The sequence below is a fragment of the Sandarakinorhabdus glacialis genome (genome assembly GCF_014643455.1).
Lineage (GTDB): Bacteria > Pseudomonadota > Alphaproteobacteria > Sphingomonadales > Sphingomonadaceae > Sandarakinorhabdus > Sandarakinorhabdus glacialis.
The window spans coordinates 302,309-315,539 of sequence record NZ_BMJM01000002.1; the positions used below are offsets into that span (position 1 = coordinate 302,309).

11 protein-coding genes are annotated in these 13,231 nt (G+C 64.7%); 2 read left to right on the forward strand and 9 right to left on the reverse strand.

Annotation, left to right across the window (positions count from 1 at the left end):
• Window positions 1–34 precede the first annotated feature (34 nt).
• The 9 genes from IEW98_RS04360 to carA form a co-directional block, all read right to left on the reverse strand.
• Window positions 35–1,717 carry an MFS transporter gene (locus IEW98_RS04360; protein ID WP_188761694.1) on the reverse strand — a complete coding sequence of 561 codons (1,683 nt, stop codon included), beginning with the start codon at window positions 1,715–1,717 and terminating at the stop codon, window positions 35–37.
• 22 nt (window positions 1,718–1,739) lie between these two features.
• A complete protein-coding gene (locus tag IEW98_RS04365; RefSeq protein ID WP_188761695.1) occupies window positions 1,740–3,107 on the reverse strand; it encodes an FAD/NAD(P)-binding protein in 1,368 nt (455 codons plus the stop codon).
• Between the two features lie 153 nt (window positions 3,108–3,260).
• Entirely contained in the window at window positions 3,261–4,223 is a 963-nt protein-coding gene (locus IEW98_RS04370; protein ID WP_188761696.1) for an NADPH:quinone oxidoreductase family protein, read from the reverse strand.
• A gap of 57 nt (window positions 4,224–4,280) precedes the next feature.
• Window positions 4,281–4,913, reverse strand: coding sequence for a rhomboid family intramembrane serine protease (locus IEW98_RS04375; protein WP_188761697.1), 633 nt, complete (start codon window positions 4,911–4,913; stop codon window positions 4,281–4,283).
• A gap of 72 nt (window positions 4,914–4,985) precedes the next feature.
• Window positions 4,986–5,465, reverse strand: coding sequence for a transcription elongation factor GreA (greA, locus tag IEW98_RS04380; protein ID WP_188761698.1), 480 nt, complete (start codon window positions 5,463–5,465; stop codon window positions 4,986–4,988).
• An 87-nt stretch (window positions 5,466–5,552) separates the two neighbouring features.
• Entirely contained in the window at window positions 5,553–8,807 is a 3,255-nt protein-coding gene (gene carB, locus IEW98_RS04385) for a carbamoyl-phosphate synthase large subunit (protein WP_188761699.1), read from the reverse strand.
• Entirely contained in the window at window positions 8,807–9,169 is a 363-nt protein-coding gene (locus IEW98_RS04390) for a ribonuclease E inhibitor RraB (protein WP_188761700.1), read from the reverse strand. Before IEW98_RS04390 ends, carB begins: the two co-directional genes overlap by 1 nt.
• A gap of 4 nt (window positions 9,170–9,173) precedes the next feature.
• Window positions 9,174–9,410 carry a hypothetical protein gene (locus IEW98_RS04395; RefSeq protein ID WP_188761701.1) on the reverse strand — a complete coding sequence of 79 codons (237 nt, stop codon included), beginning with the start codon at window positions 9,408–9,410 and terminating at the stop codon, window positions 9,174–9,176.
• Window positions 9,410–10,570 carry a glutamine-hydrolyzing carbamoyl-phosphate synthase small subunit gene (carA, locus tag IEW98_RS04400; RefSeq protein ID WP_188761702.1) on the reverse strand — a complete coding sequence of 387 codons (1,161 nt, stop codon included), beginning with the start codon at window positions 10,568–10,570 and terminating at the stop codon, window positions 9,410–9,412. Before carA ends, IEW98_RS04395 begins: the two co-directional genes overlap by 1 nt.
• A gap of 149 nt (window positions 10,571–10,719) precedes the next feature.
• On the opposite strand from carA, the gene IEW98_RS04405 reads away from it, so the two are divergent.
• The gene (locus IEW98_RS04405) at window positions 10,720–11,175 is read left to right on the forward strand and encodes a GatB/YqeY domain-containing protein (RefSeq protein ID WP_188761703.1); all 456 of its coding nucleotides are present in this window, start codon (window positions 10,720–10,722) and stop codon (window positions 11,173–11,175) included.
• Window positions 11,176–11,382: 207 nt separating this feature from the next.
• Window positions 11,383–13,221, forward strand: a complete 1,839-nt coding sequence (gene dnaG / locus IEW98_RS04410) for a DNA primase (RefSeq protein WP_188761704.1) — start codon at window positions 11,383–11,385, stop codon at window positions 13,219–13,221.
• The last annotated feature ends 10 nt before the right edge of the window (window positions 13,222–13,231 follow it).

Below are 13,231 nucleotides of genomic sequence, written 5' to 3' on the forward strand. Positions count from 1 at the left end.
CTACGCCATCGGTGCAGCGGGACGTCCTGTCATTCTAGTCGATGCTGCGGCGGAAGGTTTCGGGCAGCAGGATCATGCCCGCGACGAAGCAGATGCCCGCGGCGAGGACGGGATACCAAAGGCCATAGTAGATATCGCCGGTAGCCGCGACCATGGCGAAGGCGACCGTCGGCAGGAAGCCGCCGAACCAGCCATTGCCGATGTGATACGGCAGCGACATCGAGCTATAACGGATGTTGGTCGGGAACAGCTCGACGAGCAAGGCGGCGATCGGGCCATAAACCATTGTCACGTAAAGGACGAGAATGAACAGGATGCCGACAACGGCAGGCTTGTTGATCGCGGCTGGATCAGCTTTTTCGGGATAGCCAGCGGTGGTAAGCGCGGCCTTGGCCTGGGTCTGAAAGGCGGCGATGGCGACCGCGCGTGCGGTCGGCGACAGGCCGGCGGTGACGGGGACCGGGACGACGGCGCTGCCGATACGGATACTGGACTCGGCGCCGGGGGTGGCGGCGTTCCGGTACGAGACGCCGGCCTTGGCAAGAAAGCTCTTGGCGATGTCGCACGTCTGCAAGTCGAACTTGTTGGCGCCGATTGGATCGAACTGGACCGAGCATCGTGCCGGGTCGGCGTTAACGACGACGGGTGCCGACTGTACCGCAGCGTAGAGCGCCGGGTTGGCGTTGCGGCTGAGCGCGTCGAACAGCGGGAAGTAGGTCAGCGCCGCCAGCAGGCAGCCGGCCATGATGATCGGCTTGCGGCCGATGCGATCGGACAGCCAGCCGAAGACAACGAAGGCCGGGGTCGCCAGCAGCAGCGCGATGGCGATCAGGATGTTGGTCGTTGCACCGTCGACCTTGAGCATCTTCTCGAGGAAAAACAACGCATAGAACTGCCCGGTGTACCAGACCACCGCCTGCCCCATGACGGCGCCAAAAAGCGCGATGAGCACGATCTTGAGGTTGCCCCAACGGGCGAAGGCCTCGGTCAGCGGCGCCTTGGAGATCTTGCCCTCGGCCTTCATCCTGGTGAAGGCCGGGCTTTCCTCGAGCTGCATGCGGATCCACAGCGAGACGCCGAGCAGGATGGCGGAAATCAGGAACGGGATGCGCCAGCCCCAGGCCTTGAAGGCTTCCTCCCCCACCCCGTAGCGCACGCCGATGACGACGAGCAGCGCCGCGAACAGTCCGAGGGTCGCGGTCGTCTGGATAAAGCTGGTGTAGAAACCACGCTTGCCGTCGGGCGCATGCTCGGCGACATAGGTCGCGGCACCGCCGTATTCGCCGCCTAGCGCCAGTCCCTGCAGCAGTCGCAACGCCACCAGCATCAACGGCGCCGCCACGCCGATCGTAGCATAATTGGGCAGCAGGCCGACGAGGAAGGTCGACAGGCCCATGATGCCCATGGTGACGAGGAACGTGTTCTTGCGGCCGAACATGTCGCCAATGCGGCCGAAGAACAGCGCGCCGAACGGGCGGACCGCAAAGCCGGCGGCGAAGGCGGCAAGGGCAAAGATAAAGCCGGTGGTTTCGTTGACGCCGGAGAAGAACTGGGCGGTGATGATCGTGGCGAGCAGGCCGTAAAGGTAGAAATCATACCATTCGAAAACGGTGCCGAGCGACGAGCCGAGGATGACGAGCTTTTCGTTGTGGGTTGCCTTGTGCTGGCTGGGCAGGCCGGCGGCATCGTCTGCGGTGATCTCGGGTATGCCGCTCATCTTCGTCCCCTTTTCCCGATCACTAGGGGCATTCACGCCGGCTTCCAATCCATTCGTTGCCGATCTGTCTGGCAACTTCCCAGGCCTGGACGCGGATATCGGGGACAGCGGTGATTTCGAGGAAGGCACCGCGAGTCAGGGGGCCGAGGGCGTGAAAGTTCGGGTGGGGCGTGCCCGACCGGTCGCGCAGCACCGAATTCTCGTCGACGTCGAGGCCCATGCCCGATGGACAGGCGCGGGCAATGCCCGATGCGAGCAATCGGGTCACGAGGGGATCGGTTCCGGTCAGGCCGGGGGCTGCCGGGCCCGAACAATTGACGATGCGCTGGACGGTCATCTGCCGGTCGGTGCCGGCATGGCGTAGGCGCCAGCGGACTTCGACGCCCTGGTCGGTGGGCGTGAAGCCCCTGGTGCGGCCCGCCACGACGGCAAGCTGGCCGCTGGCGCGAAGGGCGGCAAGCCGCTCGGCGACTTCAGGAGCGAGCCGGTGCCGGTGAATGTCCCACCAAGGCCGCAGGTGGCGCAGGAAGCGAGCACGGTCGGCACGGCTGGCGCGCTGCCACAGCGCCCGGGTATGGGGCCGAAGTTCATCAATCGCGGTGCGCCAGTCGATCTCGCGGGCGCGGACGCGGACCTCGCGCAGCAGTGCAACCAGGCCGGTCGCGGTCGGTATCGAGGTTTTCGAAGCGTGTGGCCCGGCAGCATGCGCATGAGGCACCAGCCCACGGCGGGACAGGGCGACCATCTTTCCCTCGAAGCCGCTGCCGGCGACCGCGAGCGCCGCGTCGACCATGGTCAGGCCGGTGCCGATCAGCATCAGCACATCGTCGCTGCCGAGCCCGCTGGCGGCGCCTTCGGCCCAAGGATTGCCGCTATAACGGTCGCCAAGCAGGGCAACGTCGAGTTCCGGAGGTGGCAGCGGCATCTGGTTGCCCGTCGCGAGAACGACGCTGTCGGCGGTAATGCGGCTGCCGTCGGAAAGTGTTAATTCAAGGCCCCTGCCCTTGTCCCGACGGGCAACGTCGGCACAGACGAGTTGCAGGCGACCCTTGGCTTGGGCATGCCCCTCGGCGAGAATGCTGCCGAGGTAATCGCCATAGCTGCGACGGGGCACGAAGCCCGGCATTGTACCGGGGTGTTGGTCGAGGATGCCGCGCAGCCGGCACCAGTCGATGAAATGATCCGGCTGGTCCGGAAAGGCGCTCATATTGTGGGCGCGGACATTGAGCAGGTGAGCGGGATTGGTCGCCGAATAGGCCACTCCCGGCCCGAACAGCGGGCGCCGGTCGACCAGGACGACGCGCAGCCCCGGCTGCCGCAGCAGGTTGATGGCGATCAGCGTGCCCGAGAAGCCGGATCCGATGATGGCGACGAGCGGCGGTTCAGTCATGCAGCCACAATGCGGGAAATGCACCGCGCGCGCCATCGCACGCTTGGGATCTACCGGCGCTATTGCCAAGCGATTCCGAGGGGTGCGCGATGGTTCGTTTGCATTCCGGAGACATTGATCGGAGCAGAGTTTCCAGCGGCGGAAGAGTGTTGGTTACCCTTCGATGGCAACAACCGCCTTGCCCGCCAGGCGGCCCGCCGCCATGGCCGAAAAGGCTTCGGCGGTTTCGGCGAGCGGCACGATCAGCCCGATATGCGGCCGCAGGACAGCAGCGCGCGCGTCGATGGCGGTTATGTGGCGAACGCCGGCGGCGGGGTCCTGACGCGCGAATTCGCCGGCGCGGACGCCAAGAATCTCGATTTCCTTGAGCAGCGCACGGTTGAGAGGAAATGGCGGCGAGCGGCCGCCGGCAAAGCCGATGATGAGATAGCGGCCGTGGCGGCGCAGCGCGCGGATCGTCGGCAAGGCGAGCGCGCCGCCGACCGGGTCAAATACGATGTCGATGTCCCGCATGGCGATTTCGGGGGCGGTGCGGTCGATGCGGACGAGCTCGTGCGCGCCGGCGGCCTCTGCGATCGCAAGACGCTCGTCGGACGAGGCAACAGCCACGACATGCGCGCCCTCGTGAACCGCCAGCGCAACGGCGGCGAGGCCCATGCCGCCCCCTGCCCCGGTGACCAGCACGCGCTCGCCGGGTCGCAGGCGCCCGCGGGTCATCAGCCCGACCCAGGCCGTCAGCGCGCCGACGGTGAATGCCGCCGCCTGCGAATTGTCGAGACCATCGGGGATGGCGCGAACACCGGTCGCCGCCAGGGTCATGCGCTCGGCGAAACAGCCTGAACGGCCACCGAGGAGGACGCGTTTGCCGAGCCAACCCTCCGCGCCGGGGCCGGTGGTGATGACTGTGCCCGATCCCTCGGTGCCAGGGATGAACGGCACTTCGGGGCGGAACTGGTATCCACCCGACAGCATCAGCAAATCGGGAAAATTAAGCGCGGCGTGCGAGATGGCGACGGTGACTTCGCCGGGGCCGGGCGGCGCGGGGTCGGGCCAGTTCGGCTCGAGCGCGAGGCCGGAGCGATCTTCGGCAAGGTGGTGGCAAACGATTGCGCGCATTGTCGGGTTTTCGCTGGATCAAGGCACCGCGGCTAGGGCCGAAAACGATAGGGGGCATTAAAGTGGTTGCGGTCCCTTACCCCAAAACCGCGCCATAAGGAGCCCGGCGATGAAGCCGCCGATATGCGTCCAGATGGCGATCTGGCTGCCCGAGCCATTGTTGAAGACATAGCCGGTGAGCAGCTGGAGCCCGATCCACGTCGCGGCATACCAAAGCGCGGTGAGGGTCTCGCCCGAAATGGTGAACCCGAGAATCCGCCGTGGTTCGGCGCGGCTACTGGCGAATGCCACCGCATAGGCGCCAAAAACCGCCGCGATGGCGCCGCTGGCACCGATCACCGGCACCATCGAGCGCGGATCGACGGCGACCTGGAGCATGCCGCCAGCGATGCCGCCGACGAAGAACAGCGCGATCAACGACCAGCGTCCGGCAACCCATTCGACGTAGCGGCCGACCCAGGCGAGGAACAGCATGTTGAGGCCAAGATGCGTCCAGCCCGAGTGCAGGAACATGTGCGTGACAAAGGTAAACGCCGCCGGCAAGGGCGCCGCATTACCGGCCAAGGCTGCCGTGATACGCGCCGGGATCAGTCCCGCCGTCAGGTGCAACGCCCGGCCGAAGTCGTCGCCGCCGACGAGCACCGCTGCCTGCACGGCCACGCACACGCCGATAAGCGTGTTGGTGGCCATGGGTATGGGCGGCTTGAACGGCTTCATGGGGCGATAAGGATCAGGATCGAAGCCGGGTGGGCCCCGATCCGATCAGATGAATTCGACGCTTTCGATCGTGTAATAGCGATCGCCCGATGGCGTCGTCACTTCGACTTCCTCGCCGATCCGGCGGCCGATAAGGGCACGGCCGAGTGGCGAATTATAGCTGATACGGCCGCGGCGCGCATCGGCTTCGGACTGGCCGACGATCTGATAGACGATCTTCTTGTCGTCCTCGTCGATCAGGTGGACCGTGGCGCCGAAGACGACCTTGTCGCCCGACAGCGTCGTCGGGTCGATGATGACGGCGCGCGCCAATTGATCCTCGAGATCGATGACCTGGGCTTCGATCTGGCCCTGGCGTTCCTTGGCGGCATGATATTCGGCGTTTTCCGAAAGATCACCGTGGGCGCGCGCGACCTCGATCTGTTCGACCACCTCGGGGCGTTCGATTTCCTTGAGGCGCTTCAACGTCACGGTCATCAAAGCATGACCTTCCGCCAGCATGGGCAGCTTCTCGACCGTCGCCATTCTCGTTACTCAACCTTCTAAACCGCGAAATCATTCCGGGCCGCTCAAAGACGCATGGCCGCCGGTGGAAGTTCCACCGCCGGTCCCTCAGGCCTGCGCCTTGGATTGCAGATGATAGTCTTGCAGCGGCCGCACTTCAAGCGGGCGTCGCCGCAGTGCGGCAATCGCCGCGACCGAGGCGATCGAAGCCGCGGCCGTGGTGAAATAAGGGACGCGCCCGTAAAGCGCCGCGGTCCGGATCGACGCCGAGTCCTTGAGCGACTGGACACCTTCGGTGGTGTTGAAAATCAAGGCGATATCGCGATCCTTGATACGGTCGACGATATGCGGCCGGCCCTCGGCGACCTTGTTGACCAGCGCCACCGGCACACCCGCCGCCTCGAGCACGCGCGCCGTGCCGTCGGTGGCGATTATGGTGAAGCCCATCGTGATAAGGTCGCGCATAGCTGCAACGATCAGCGGCTTGTCGCTGTCCTTGACCGAAACAAACACGTTTCCGGCCTCGGGCAGCACCGATCCGGCGCCAAGCTGCGCCTTGGCGAAAGCGGTGGCGAAATCGCCGTCGATGCCCATGACTTCGCCGGTCGACTTCATTTCCGGCCCGAGCACCGGATCGACACCGGGGAAGCGCGCGAACGGGAATACTGCTTCCTTGACCGCAATGTGGCGGCCAACGCCGCGCGGGCTGAGGTCGAAACTGCTCAAGGCCTCGCCGGCCATGACCCGGCTGGCGATCTTGGCGACCTGGATGCCGGTGGCCTTTGCGGTGAACGGCACCGTCCGGCTGGCGCGCGGATTGACCTCGATGAGGTAGACTTCGTCGTCCTTGACCGCGAACTGGATGTTCATGAGCCCGCGGACGTTGAGGGCCCGCGCCAGCACTGCCGTCTGGCGCTCGATCTCGGCGATGATCGGTGCCTCAAGACTGTACGGCGGCAGCGAGCACGCCGAATCACCCGAATGAACGCCGGCTTCCTCGATATGCTGGAGGACGCCGGCGACATAGACCGTCTCGTCATCGGCGACAGCGTCGACATCGACTTCGATTGCATCGCGGAGATAGCGATCGATCAGCACCGGCGAATCGCCCGATACGACGACGGCTTCGCGGATGTAGATATCAAGCTGTGCCGGGGTTTCCACGATTTCCATGGCGCGGCCGCCGAGCACGTAGGATGGCCGCATCAGCACCGGGTAACCGATGCGAGCGGCGACGGCGATGGCCTCGTCGCGATTGCGGGCGATGCCGTTCTCGGGCTGCTTGAGGCCGAGGCGCTCGATCAGTGCGGCGAAGCGCTCACGGTCCTCGGCGAGATCGATGTTGTCGGGGGCGGTGCCGAGGATCGGAATGCCGGCTGCCTCGAGCGCACCCGCCAGCTTGAGCGGCGTTTGCCCGCCTAGCTGGACGATGACGCCGGCTAGCTTGCCGTTCTGCATTTCCTTGTGGAGGACTTCGAGGACGTCCTCAGCGGTCAACGGCTCGAAATACAGGCGATCCGAGGTGTCGTAGTCGGTCGACACCGTTTCGGGATTGCAGTTGATCATGATGGTTTCATAACCGGCGTCGTTCAGCGCGAAGCAGGCGTGGCAGCAGCAATAGTCGAACTCGATGCCCTGGCCGATACGGTTGGGTCCGCCGCCAAGGATGACGATTTTGGTCGCCGCGCTAGGCTCGGATTCGCAGTCAGGAATACCGAAGCTGGGGGCTTCGTAGGTCGAATACATGTAGGGTGTTTTGGCGGTGAATTCGCCGGCGCAGGTGTCGATGCGCTTGAAGACCGGGCGCACATCGAGGGCGCGGCGCGCGGTGGCGACGGCGGCCTCGGTCTGGCCGGTCAACGTCGCGAGGCGCGCGTCGGAAAAGCCTTTGGCCTTGAGGCGGCGGAAGCCGTTGGGGCCGAGTGGCAGGCCCCCTGCCCTGATGCTGGCCTCGATGGCGATGAGCTCCTCGATCTGGCGGAGATACCAGGGCTCGAACTTGGCGATGTCGTGGATGCGCTCGACCGACATGCCTTCCCGCAGGGCCTGGGCAGCGACGCGCAGACGATCGGGGGTAGCGCGGGAAAGTTCAGCCTCGATTTCTTCGTGACTGGCGCCGACGAGCGCCTCGACCTCGTCGAAGCCGGTCAGCCCGGTCTCAAGACCACGCAGCGCCTTCTGGACGCTTTCCTGAAAATTGCGGCCGATTGCCATGACTTCGCCGACGGACTTCATTGCGGTCGAGAGGAGTGGCTCGCTGCCCTTGAACTTTTCGAAGGCGAAACGCGGGATCTTGGTGACGACATAATCGATGGTCGGTTCGAACGACGCCGGCGTGGCTCCGGTGATGTCGTTCATCACTTCGTCGAGGGTATAGCCGACCGCCAGCAGCGCCGCGACCTTGGCGATCGGGAAGCCGGTGGCCTTGGATGCCAGCGCCGACGAGCGGCTGACGCGGGGGTTCATCTCGATGACGAGAAGCCGGCCGTCCTTGGGATTAACCGCGAACTGAACATTCGAACCGCCGGTCTCAACGCCGATCTCGCGCAAGCAGGCAATGCTCGCGTTGCGCATGATCTGGTATTCCTTGTCGGTCAGCGTCAGCGCCGGCGCCACGGTGATCGAATCGCCGGTGTGGACGCCCATCGGATCGACATTTTCGATCGAGCAGACGATGATGGCGTTGTCCGCGCGGTCGCGAACCACCTCCATCTCATATTCCTTCCATCCGAGGACCGATTCCTCGACCAGGACTTCGGTGGTCGGGCTGGCATCGAGGCCGGTAGCGACAATGCGCGCGAATTCTTCCTTGTTGTAGGCGATGCCGCCGCCGGTTCCGCCCATCGTGAAGCTGGGCCGGATGATCGTCGGCAACCCGACGAAATCGAGCGCGATCATCGCTTCCTCAAGTGAATGAGCGATCTGGCTACGCGGACTTTCGAGGCCGATCTTGTCCATGGCGTCCCGGAACTTAAGACGGTCCTCGGCCTTGTCGATCGCCTCGGCGTCGGCGCCGATGAGCTCGACATTGTATTTCTTGAGCGTGCCGTCGCGGTGCAGCGCCAGCGCGGTATTGAGCGCGGTCTGGCCGCCCATCGTCGGCAGGATCGCGTCTGGGCGCTCCTTGGCAATGATCTTGGCGACGATCTCGGGAGTGATCGGCTCGATATAGGTCGCGTCCGCCAGGTCGGGATCGGTCATGATCGTCGCCGGGTTCGAATTGACGAGGACGATGCGATAGCCCTCGGCTTTCAACGCCTTGACCGCCTGGGTGCCCGAATAGTCGAATTCGCAGGCCTGGCCGATGATGATGGGGCCGGCGCCGATGATGAGGATCGATGAGAGATCGGTGCGTTTTGGCATTATGTCGTGGGTCCAGTTTCGGCGGCGCAGCCCCAGCCGTCGAATTCGACGTCGTGGGAGAGCTCGATTTCGAGGGCGCGGGTGATGAGGGCGGTGAGCGCCGGGCGGGTGACGGGGCCGTCGACTTGCAGGTCCGCGGCCCAGTCGCCGTCCTCGAACTCGCCAAAATCGATGAAGCGGAAGCCGAGGCCCTGCGCGTCTTCGGCGACGTTTTCGATAGCGTCCTGCGGACCCTTGAAGTGGACGTCGATCGTCCGCAGCAACTCGGCGATGTCGCCATTAGCTTCGAGCGCGAGCAGGACCTCCTCATTGGCCTCAAGTTCTTCGATGAGGCGAGCGGGGTTGATGGCAGTAGCTGTCATCGAACTAGCGAGCGACCGAAAAATGTGCAGTCCCGCGCAATACCAATTCCTCGAACGCTGCTTTCGTCAATCTCATATTTTGCGAAGGGGCGCCGACATTCACACGCTCTGACGAACCATAGCTATTAAGCTGCACAAATCGTTCTCCATTGATCTTAAGCAGAACAAGCGATGCTTCTGAGTCATTCTGTTCCCGTTCTTTGTCTTGAACGAGAATGTCAAAGGTGCGGATCGTAGCCATCACAATCCCTTCACAAATTTTTCGAACAAATAGATGCTGTCCTGCGGCCCGGGGCTGGCCTCGGGGTGATATTGCACCGAAAACGCCGGCTTGTCGGTCAATTCGAGGCCGGCCAGCGAGCCGTCGAACAGCGAGATATGCGTGGGACGCGCCGTATCGGGCAGGGTCGCGGTCTCGACGGCAAAGCCGTGGTTCATCGAGGTGATCTCGACACGGCCGTCGGAGAGGCGCTTGACCGGGTGGTTGGCGCCGCGGTGGCCCTGCTGCATCTTGACGGTCTTGGCGCCGACCGCCAGCCCTAGGAGCTGGTGGCCGAGGCAAATGCCGAACAGCGGGATACCGCCGTTTAGCAGCGCCTGGATGACTGGGACGGCATAGACGCCGGTGGCGGCGGGGTCGCCGGGGCCGTTCGACAGGAAGATGCCGTCGGGCTTGAGGCTCATGATTTCCTCGTACGACGCCATCGCGGGAACCACGGTGACGCGGGCGCCGGCGGCGACGAGGTTGCGCAGGATGTTGCGCTTCATGCCGTAGTCGACGGCAACGACGTGCGGCCCGGTCGGGTTGGCTGAATGGACGGCATAGCCGTTCTGGAGTGTCCACAGGCCGTCGTCCCAGCTGTAGTTCTGGGTGGTCGAGATCACCGAGGCGAGGTCCATGCCCTCGAGGCCAGGCCAGCCGCGGGCCTGCGAAACCAGGTTCTTGATGTCGAAATCGCCGACGCGGTTGTGCGCGATGACGGCGTTGGGGGCGCCGCCCATGCGGATACGCTTGGTCAGTGCGCGGGTGTCGACGCCCGAAATGCCGATGCGGCCCCAGGCACGCATCCAGTCGTCGAAATTACGGTCCGAACGGAAATTGGCGGCGGGGGTGATGGCCTCGCGGACGACGCAGCCCAGCGCGTGCGGGTTGGGCGATTCGATGTCTTCGATGTTCGACCCGACGTTGCCGATGTGCGGGAAGGTGAAGGTGATGATCTGGCCGGCGTATGACGGGTCGGATATGACCTCCTGATAGCCGGTCATCGCGGTGTTGAAACAGACTTCGCCGACCGCAACGCCCTCGGCGCCGAAGCCTTGTCCCCAGACGACGGAACCATCGGCGAGGACCAGGACGCCGGTCGCGCCTTTTGGTTGGGCAGGCGCAGGCACTGCGGCCATTCTTGGTCCTTCGCGGTTGGGCGGTGGGTCGTATCGTGCGTCTGATGCGCAAACGGCTGGCGAATTAGGGGCGGGTTGGGTTCCCGTCAATCTATTCTTTATTGCGTCGAAGGGCTAGACTCGGCCCTGTCGAACTCCAGGGAATTACAATGATCCGCGACGATATCAAGACTGCAACGATTACCTCGATGAAGGCCGGCGATTCGGTGCGTACGGGCACGCTGCGGCTGATCTCATCGGCGTTGAAGAATCGGGACATCGAGTTGCGCACCGGGACACCGCCGGCCGACGATGATGTGCTGGTGGCGGAAGTCCTGTCGAAGATGGCCAAGCAGCGCCGGGAATCGATCGAGATGTTCGTTGCGGGCAATCGGCCCGAGCTGGCGGATATCGAGCGCGCCGAGCTGGGGGTGATCGAAGGGTTCATGCCGGCGCAAATGTCGGCTGGGGAAGCCCAGGCAGCGATCAGGGGGATCGTCGAGGAGCTGGGGGCGACGTCCTTGAAGGACATGGGGCGGGTGATGGCGGCAGTGAAGGAGCGGTTTGCCGGGCAGATCGACATGGGCAGCGCAGGGGCAATGGTCAAGGTCGCCCTGGCGGTCTGATGCCATTGTAATCAAACGGCTTTTTTTGGGCCAGGACGGTTCATCCGAATCGTTAACATTTTCCGCTTTTTCCGCTTTCGCCCGGTTTTGCCGGTGCAGTGTTAGGCGGGATGCACGGGTCTCGAAGGGCTGCTCTCCTTTTGGCAGAATTGCGACGTGTAGGACAGCAATGGCCAATGCCGGCGCTGCGCGATAGGAAGGCCGGCCATGAGTTTGCCCCCGGCCTTTCTCGACGAATTGCGCGCCCGGGTGCCCCTCGCCCCGGTCGTCGGTCGGCGCGTAAAGCTTACGCGGGCGGGGCGCGAGTGGAAGGGCTGTTGCCCGTTCCACAACGAGAAGACGCCCAGCTTTTACGTCAACGACGACAAGGGCTTCTACCATTGCTTCGGCTGCGGCGCCCACGGCGACGTCATCAAGTTCCTGACCGAGCAGGAGGGGCTGGGCTTCATCGACGCCGTCAAGCAACTTGCCTCGCAAGCCGGCATGGAAGTGCCCAGCGAGACCCCTGAGGCACGGGCCCGGGCCGAAGTTGCCGACACGCTGCAATCGCTCGCCGGTCGCGCGGCGGACTGGTTTACAGCCCAGCTCAAGTCTCCGGCCGGAGCCGCAGCGCGTGACTATCTGGAACGCCGCGGCGTCTCGGCCAAGATGGTCAAGGATTTCGCCATCGGCTTCGCACCCGACGGCAAGACCAGCCTCAAGACGGCGCTCAAGGACGCCGGTGAGGACCGCCTTGTCGAAGCCGGGCTTCTGGGGCGCAGCGACAACGGCGAGACCTACGACCGTTTCCGCGGGCGGCTGATGTTCCCGATCCGCGATCGCCGCGGGCGGGTCGTCGGCTTCGGCGGCCGGGCGCTCGGCGACGTGCAGCCCAAATATCTCAACTCCGCCGATGGGCCTTTGTTCGACAAGGGGCGCCTGCTCTACAATCTCGATCGCGCCGGGCCGACCGCGCACAAATCCGGGCGGCTGGTCGTCGTCGAAGGCTATATGGACGTCATCGGCGTCGCGCAGGCCGGCATCGCCGAGCTGGTGGCGCCGCTCGGCACGGCGATGACCGAGGCGCAGCTGGCACTGGCGTGGCGGCAGGTCGACGAGCCGATCCTGTGCTTTGATGGTGACGGTGCCGGGCAAAAGGCGGCGCTGCGCGCGTGTTTGCGCGCGCTGCCGCTGCTCGCCCCGGCAAAATCGCTGCGTATCGCGACATTGCCGCACGGCGAGGACCCCGACGATCTCGTCAAGCGCGGCGGTGCGACGGCGTTCGAGGCGGTGCTGGCAGGCGCCCTGCCCCTCATCGAATATCTGTGGCGCAGCGAGACCGAAGGCATCGACACCGCCACCCCCGAGCGCCGGGCCGCCGTGCGACAGCGGCTTAGAGCGCATTCCGACGCCATCGCCGAGCCGTCGGTGCGGGCACTGTACGCGGCGGACTTTTCGGCGCGCTTCGATGCCCTTTACTTAGCGCGGCCCGAGCGCGTGCGAAAGCCGTTCGTGCCCGGCCAGAAGTTCGTTGCACCCAAGGCTGGGGCGTCGGCGGCGCTGCGGGCGTGGGGCGGCATCGCGCAATCTGGCAGCGGTGAGGTTACCGCGATCCTGGCGGGTTTGCTGGTCCGTCCGGCGCTCGCCGACCGCTACGGCGAGACGCTGGCAGCGCTGCCGCTCGCCGATCCGCGGCAAGCGGCATTGCGCGACGCGATCCTGTCGGCGCTGGCCATGGCGCCGGACCTTGAAAGTGCCGACCTCGCACATGATCTAGGGATTCGCGGCGTCGGCGAATTGGCGTCGGCCGCCGTCAACAGCAATCGATTGCGATTTTCGTTTACCCGTGCCGAAACGCCGGCCGATGTTGCGGCTCGCGATTTCGGGATGCTCATCGATACGATCGCGGCGCGCACACGCATCGAGATCGAACTGGCGGCGGCAACGGCGCGGTTTCGAGGCAGCATGGATGACCGCGACTTTTCACGCCAGCAAGCGTTGCTGGCAGAACGGGTTGAGGTCGATTCGGCGATGATGCGACTGGCGGAATCGCTGCGCGGCGACTAAGGCGATATGA

Excerpts from the sequence above, each read along its gene's own strand:
- IEW98_RS04390 (WP_188761700.1), bottom strand. The coding sequence starts at position 9,169 with ATGACAGCTACTGCCATCAACCCCGCTCGCCTCATCGAAGAACTTGAG.
- greA (WP_188761698.1), bottom strand. The coding sequence starts at position 5,465 with ATGGCGACGGTCGAGAAGCTGCCCATGCTGGCGGAAGGTCATGCTTTG.
- carB (WP_188761699.1), bottom strand. The coding sequence starts at position 8,807 with ATGCCAAAACGCACCGATCTCTCATCGATCCTCATCATCGGCGCCGGC.
- IEW98_RS04375 (WP_188761697.1), bottom strand. The coding sequence starts at position 4,913 with ATGGCCACCAACACGCTTATCGGCGTGTGCGTGGCCGTGCAGGCAGCG.
- carA (WP_188761702.1), bottom strand. The coding sequence starts at position 10,570 with ATGGCCGCAGTGCCTGCGCCTGCCCAACCAAAAGGCGCGACCGGCGTC.
- IEW98_RS04365 (WP_188761695.1), bottom strand. The coding sequence starts at position 3,107 with ATGACTGAACCGCCGCTCGTCGCCATCATCGGATCCGGCTTCTCGGGC.
- dnaG (WP_188761704.1), top strand. The coding sequence starts at position 11,383 with ATGAGTTTGCCCCCGGCCTTTCTCGACGAATTGCGCGCCCGGGTGCCC.
- IEW98_RS04405 (WP_188761703.1), top strand. The coding sequence starts at position 10,720 with ATGATCCGCGACGATATCAAGACTGCAACGATTACCTCGATGAAGGCC.
- IEW98_RS04370 (WP_188761696.1), bottom strand. The coding sequence starts at position 4,223 with ATGCGCGCAATCGTTTGCCACCACCTTGCCGAAGATCGCTCCGGCCTC.
- IEW98_RS04395 (WP_188761701.1), bottom strand. The coding sequence starts at position 9,410 with ATGGCTACGATCCGCACCTTTGACATTCTCGTTCAAGACAAAGAACGG.
- IEW98_RS04360 (WP_188761694.1), bottom strand. The coding sequence starts at position 1,717 with ATGAGCGGCATACCCGAGATCACCGCAGACGATGCCGCCGGCCTGCCC.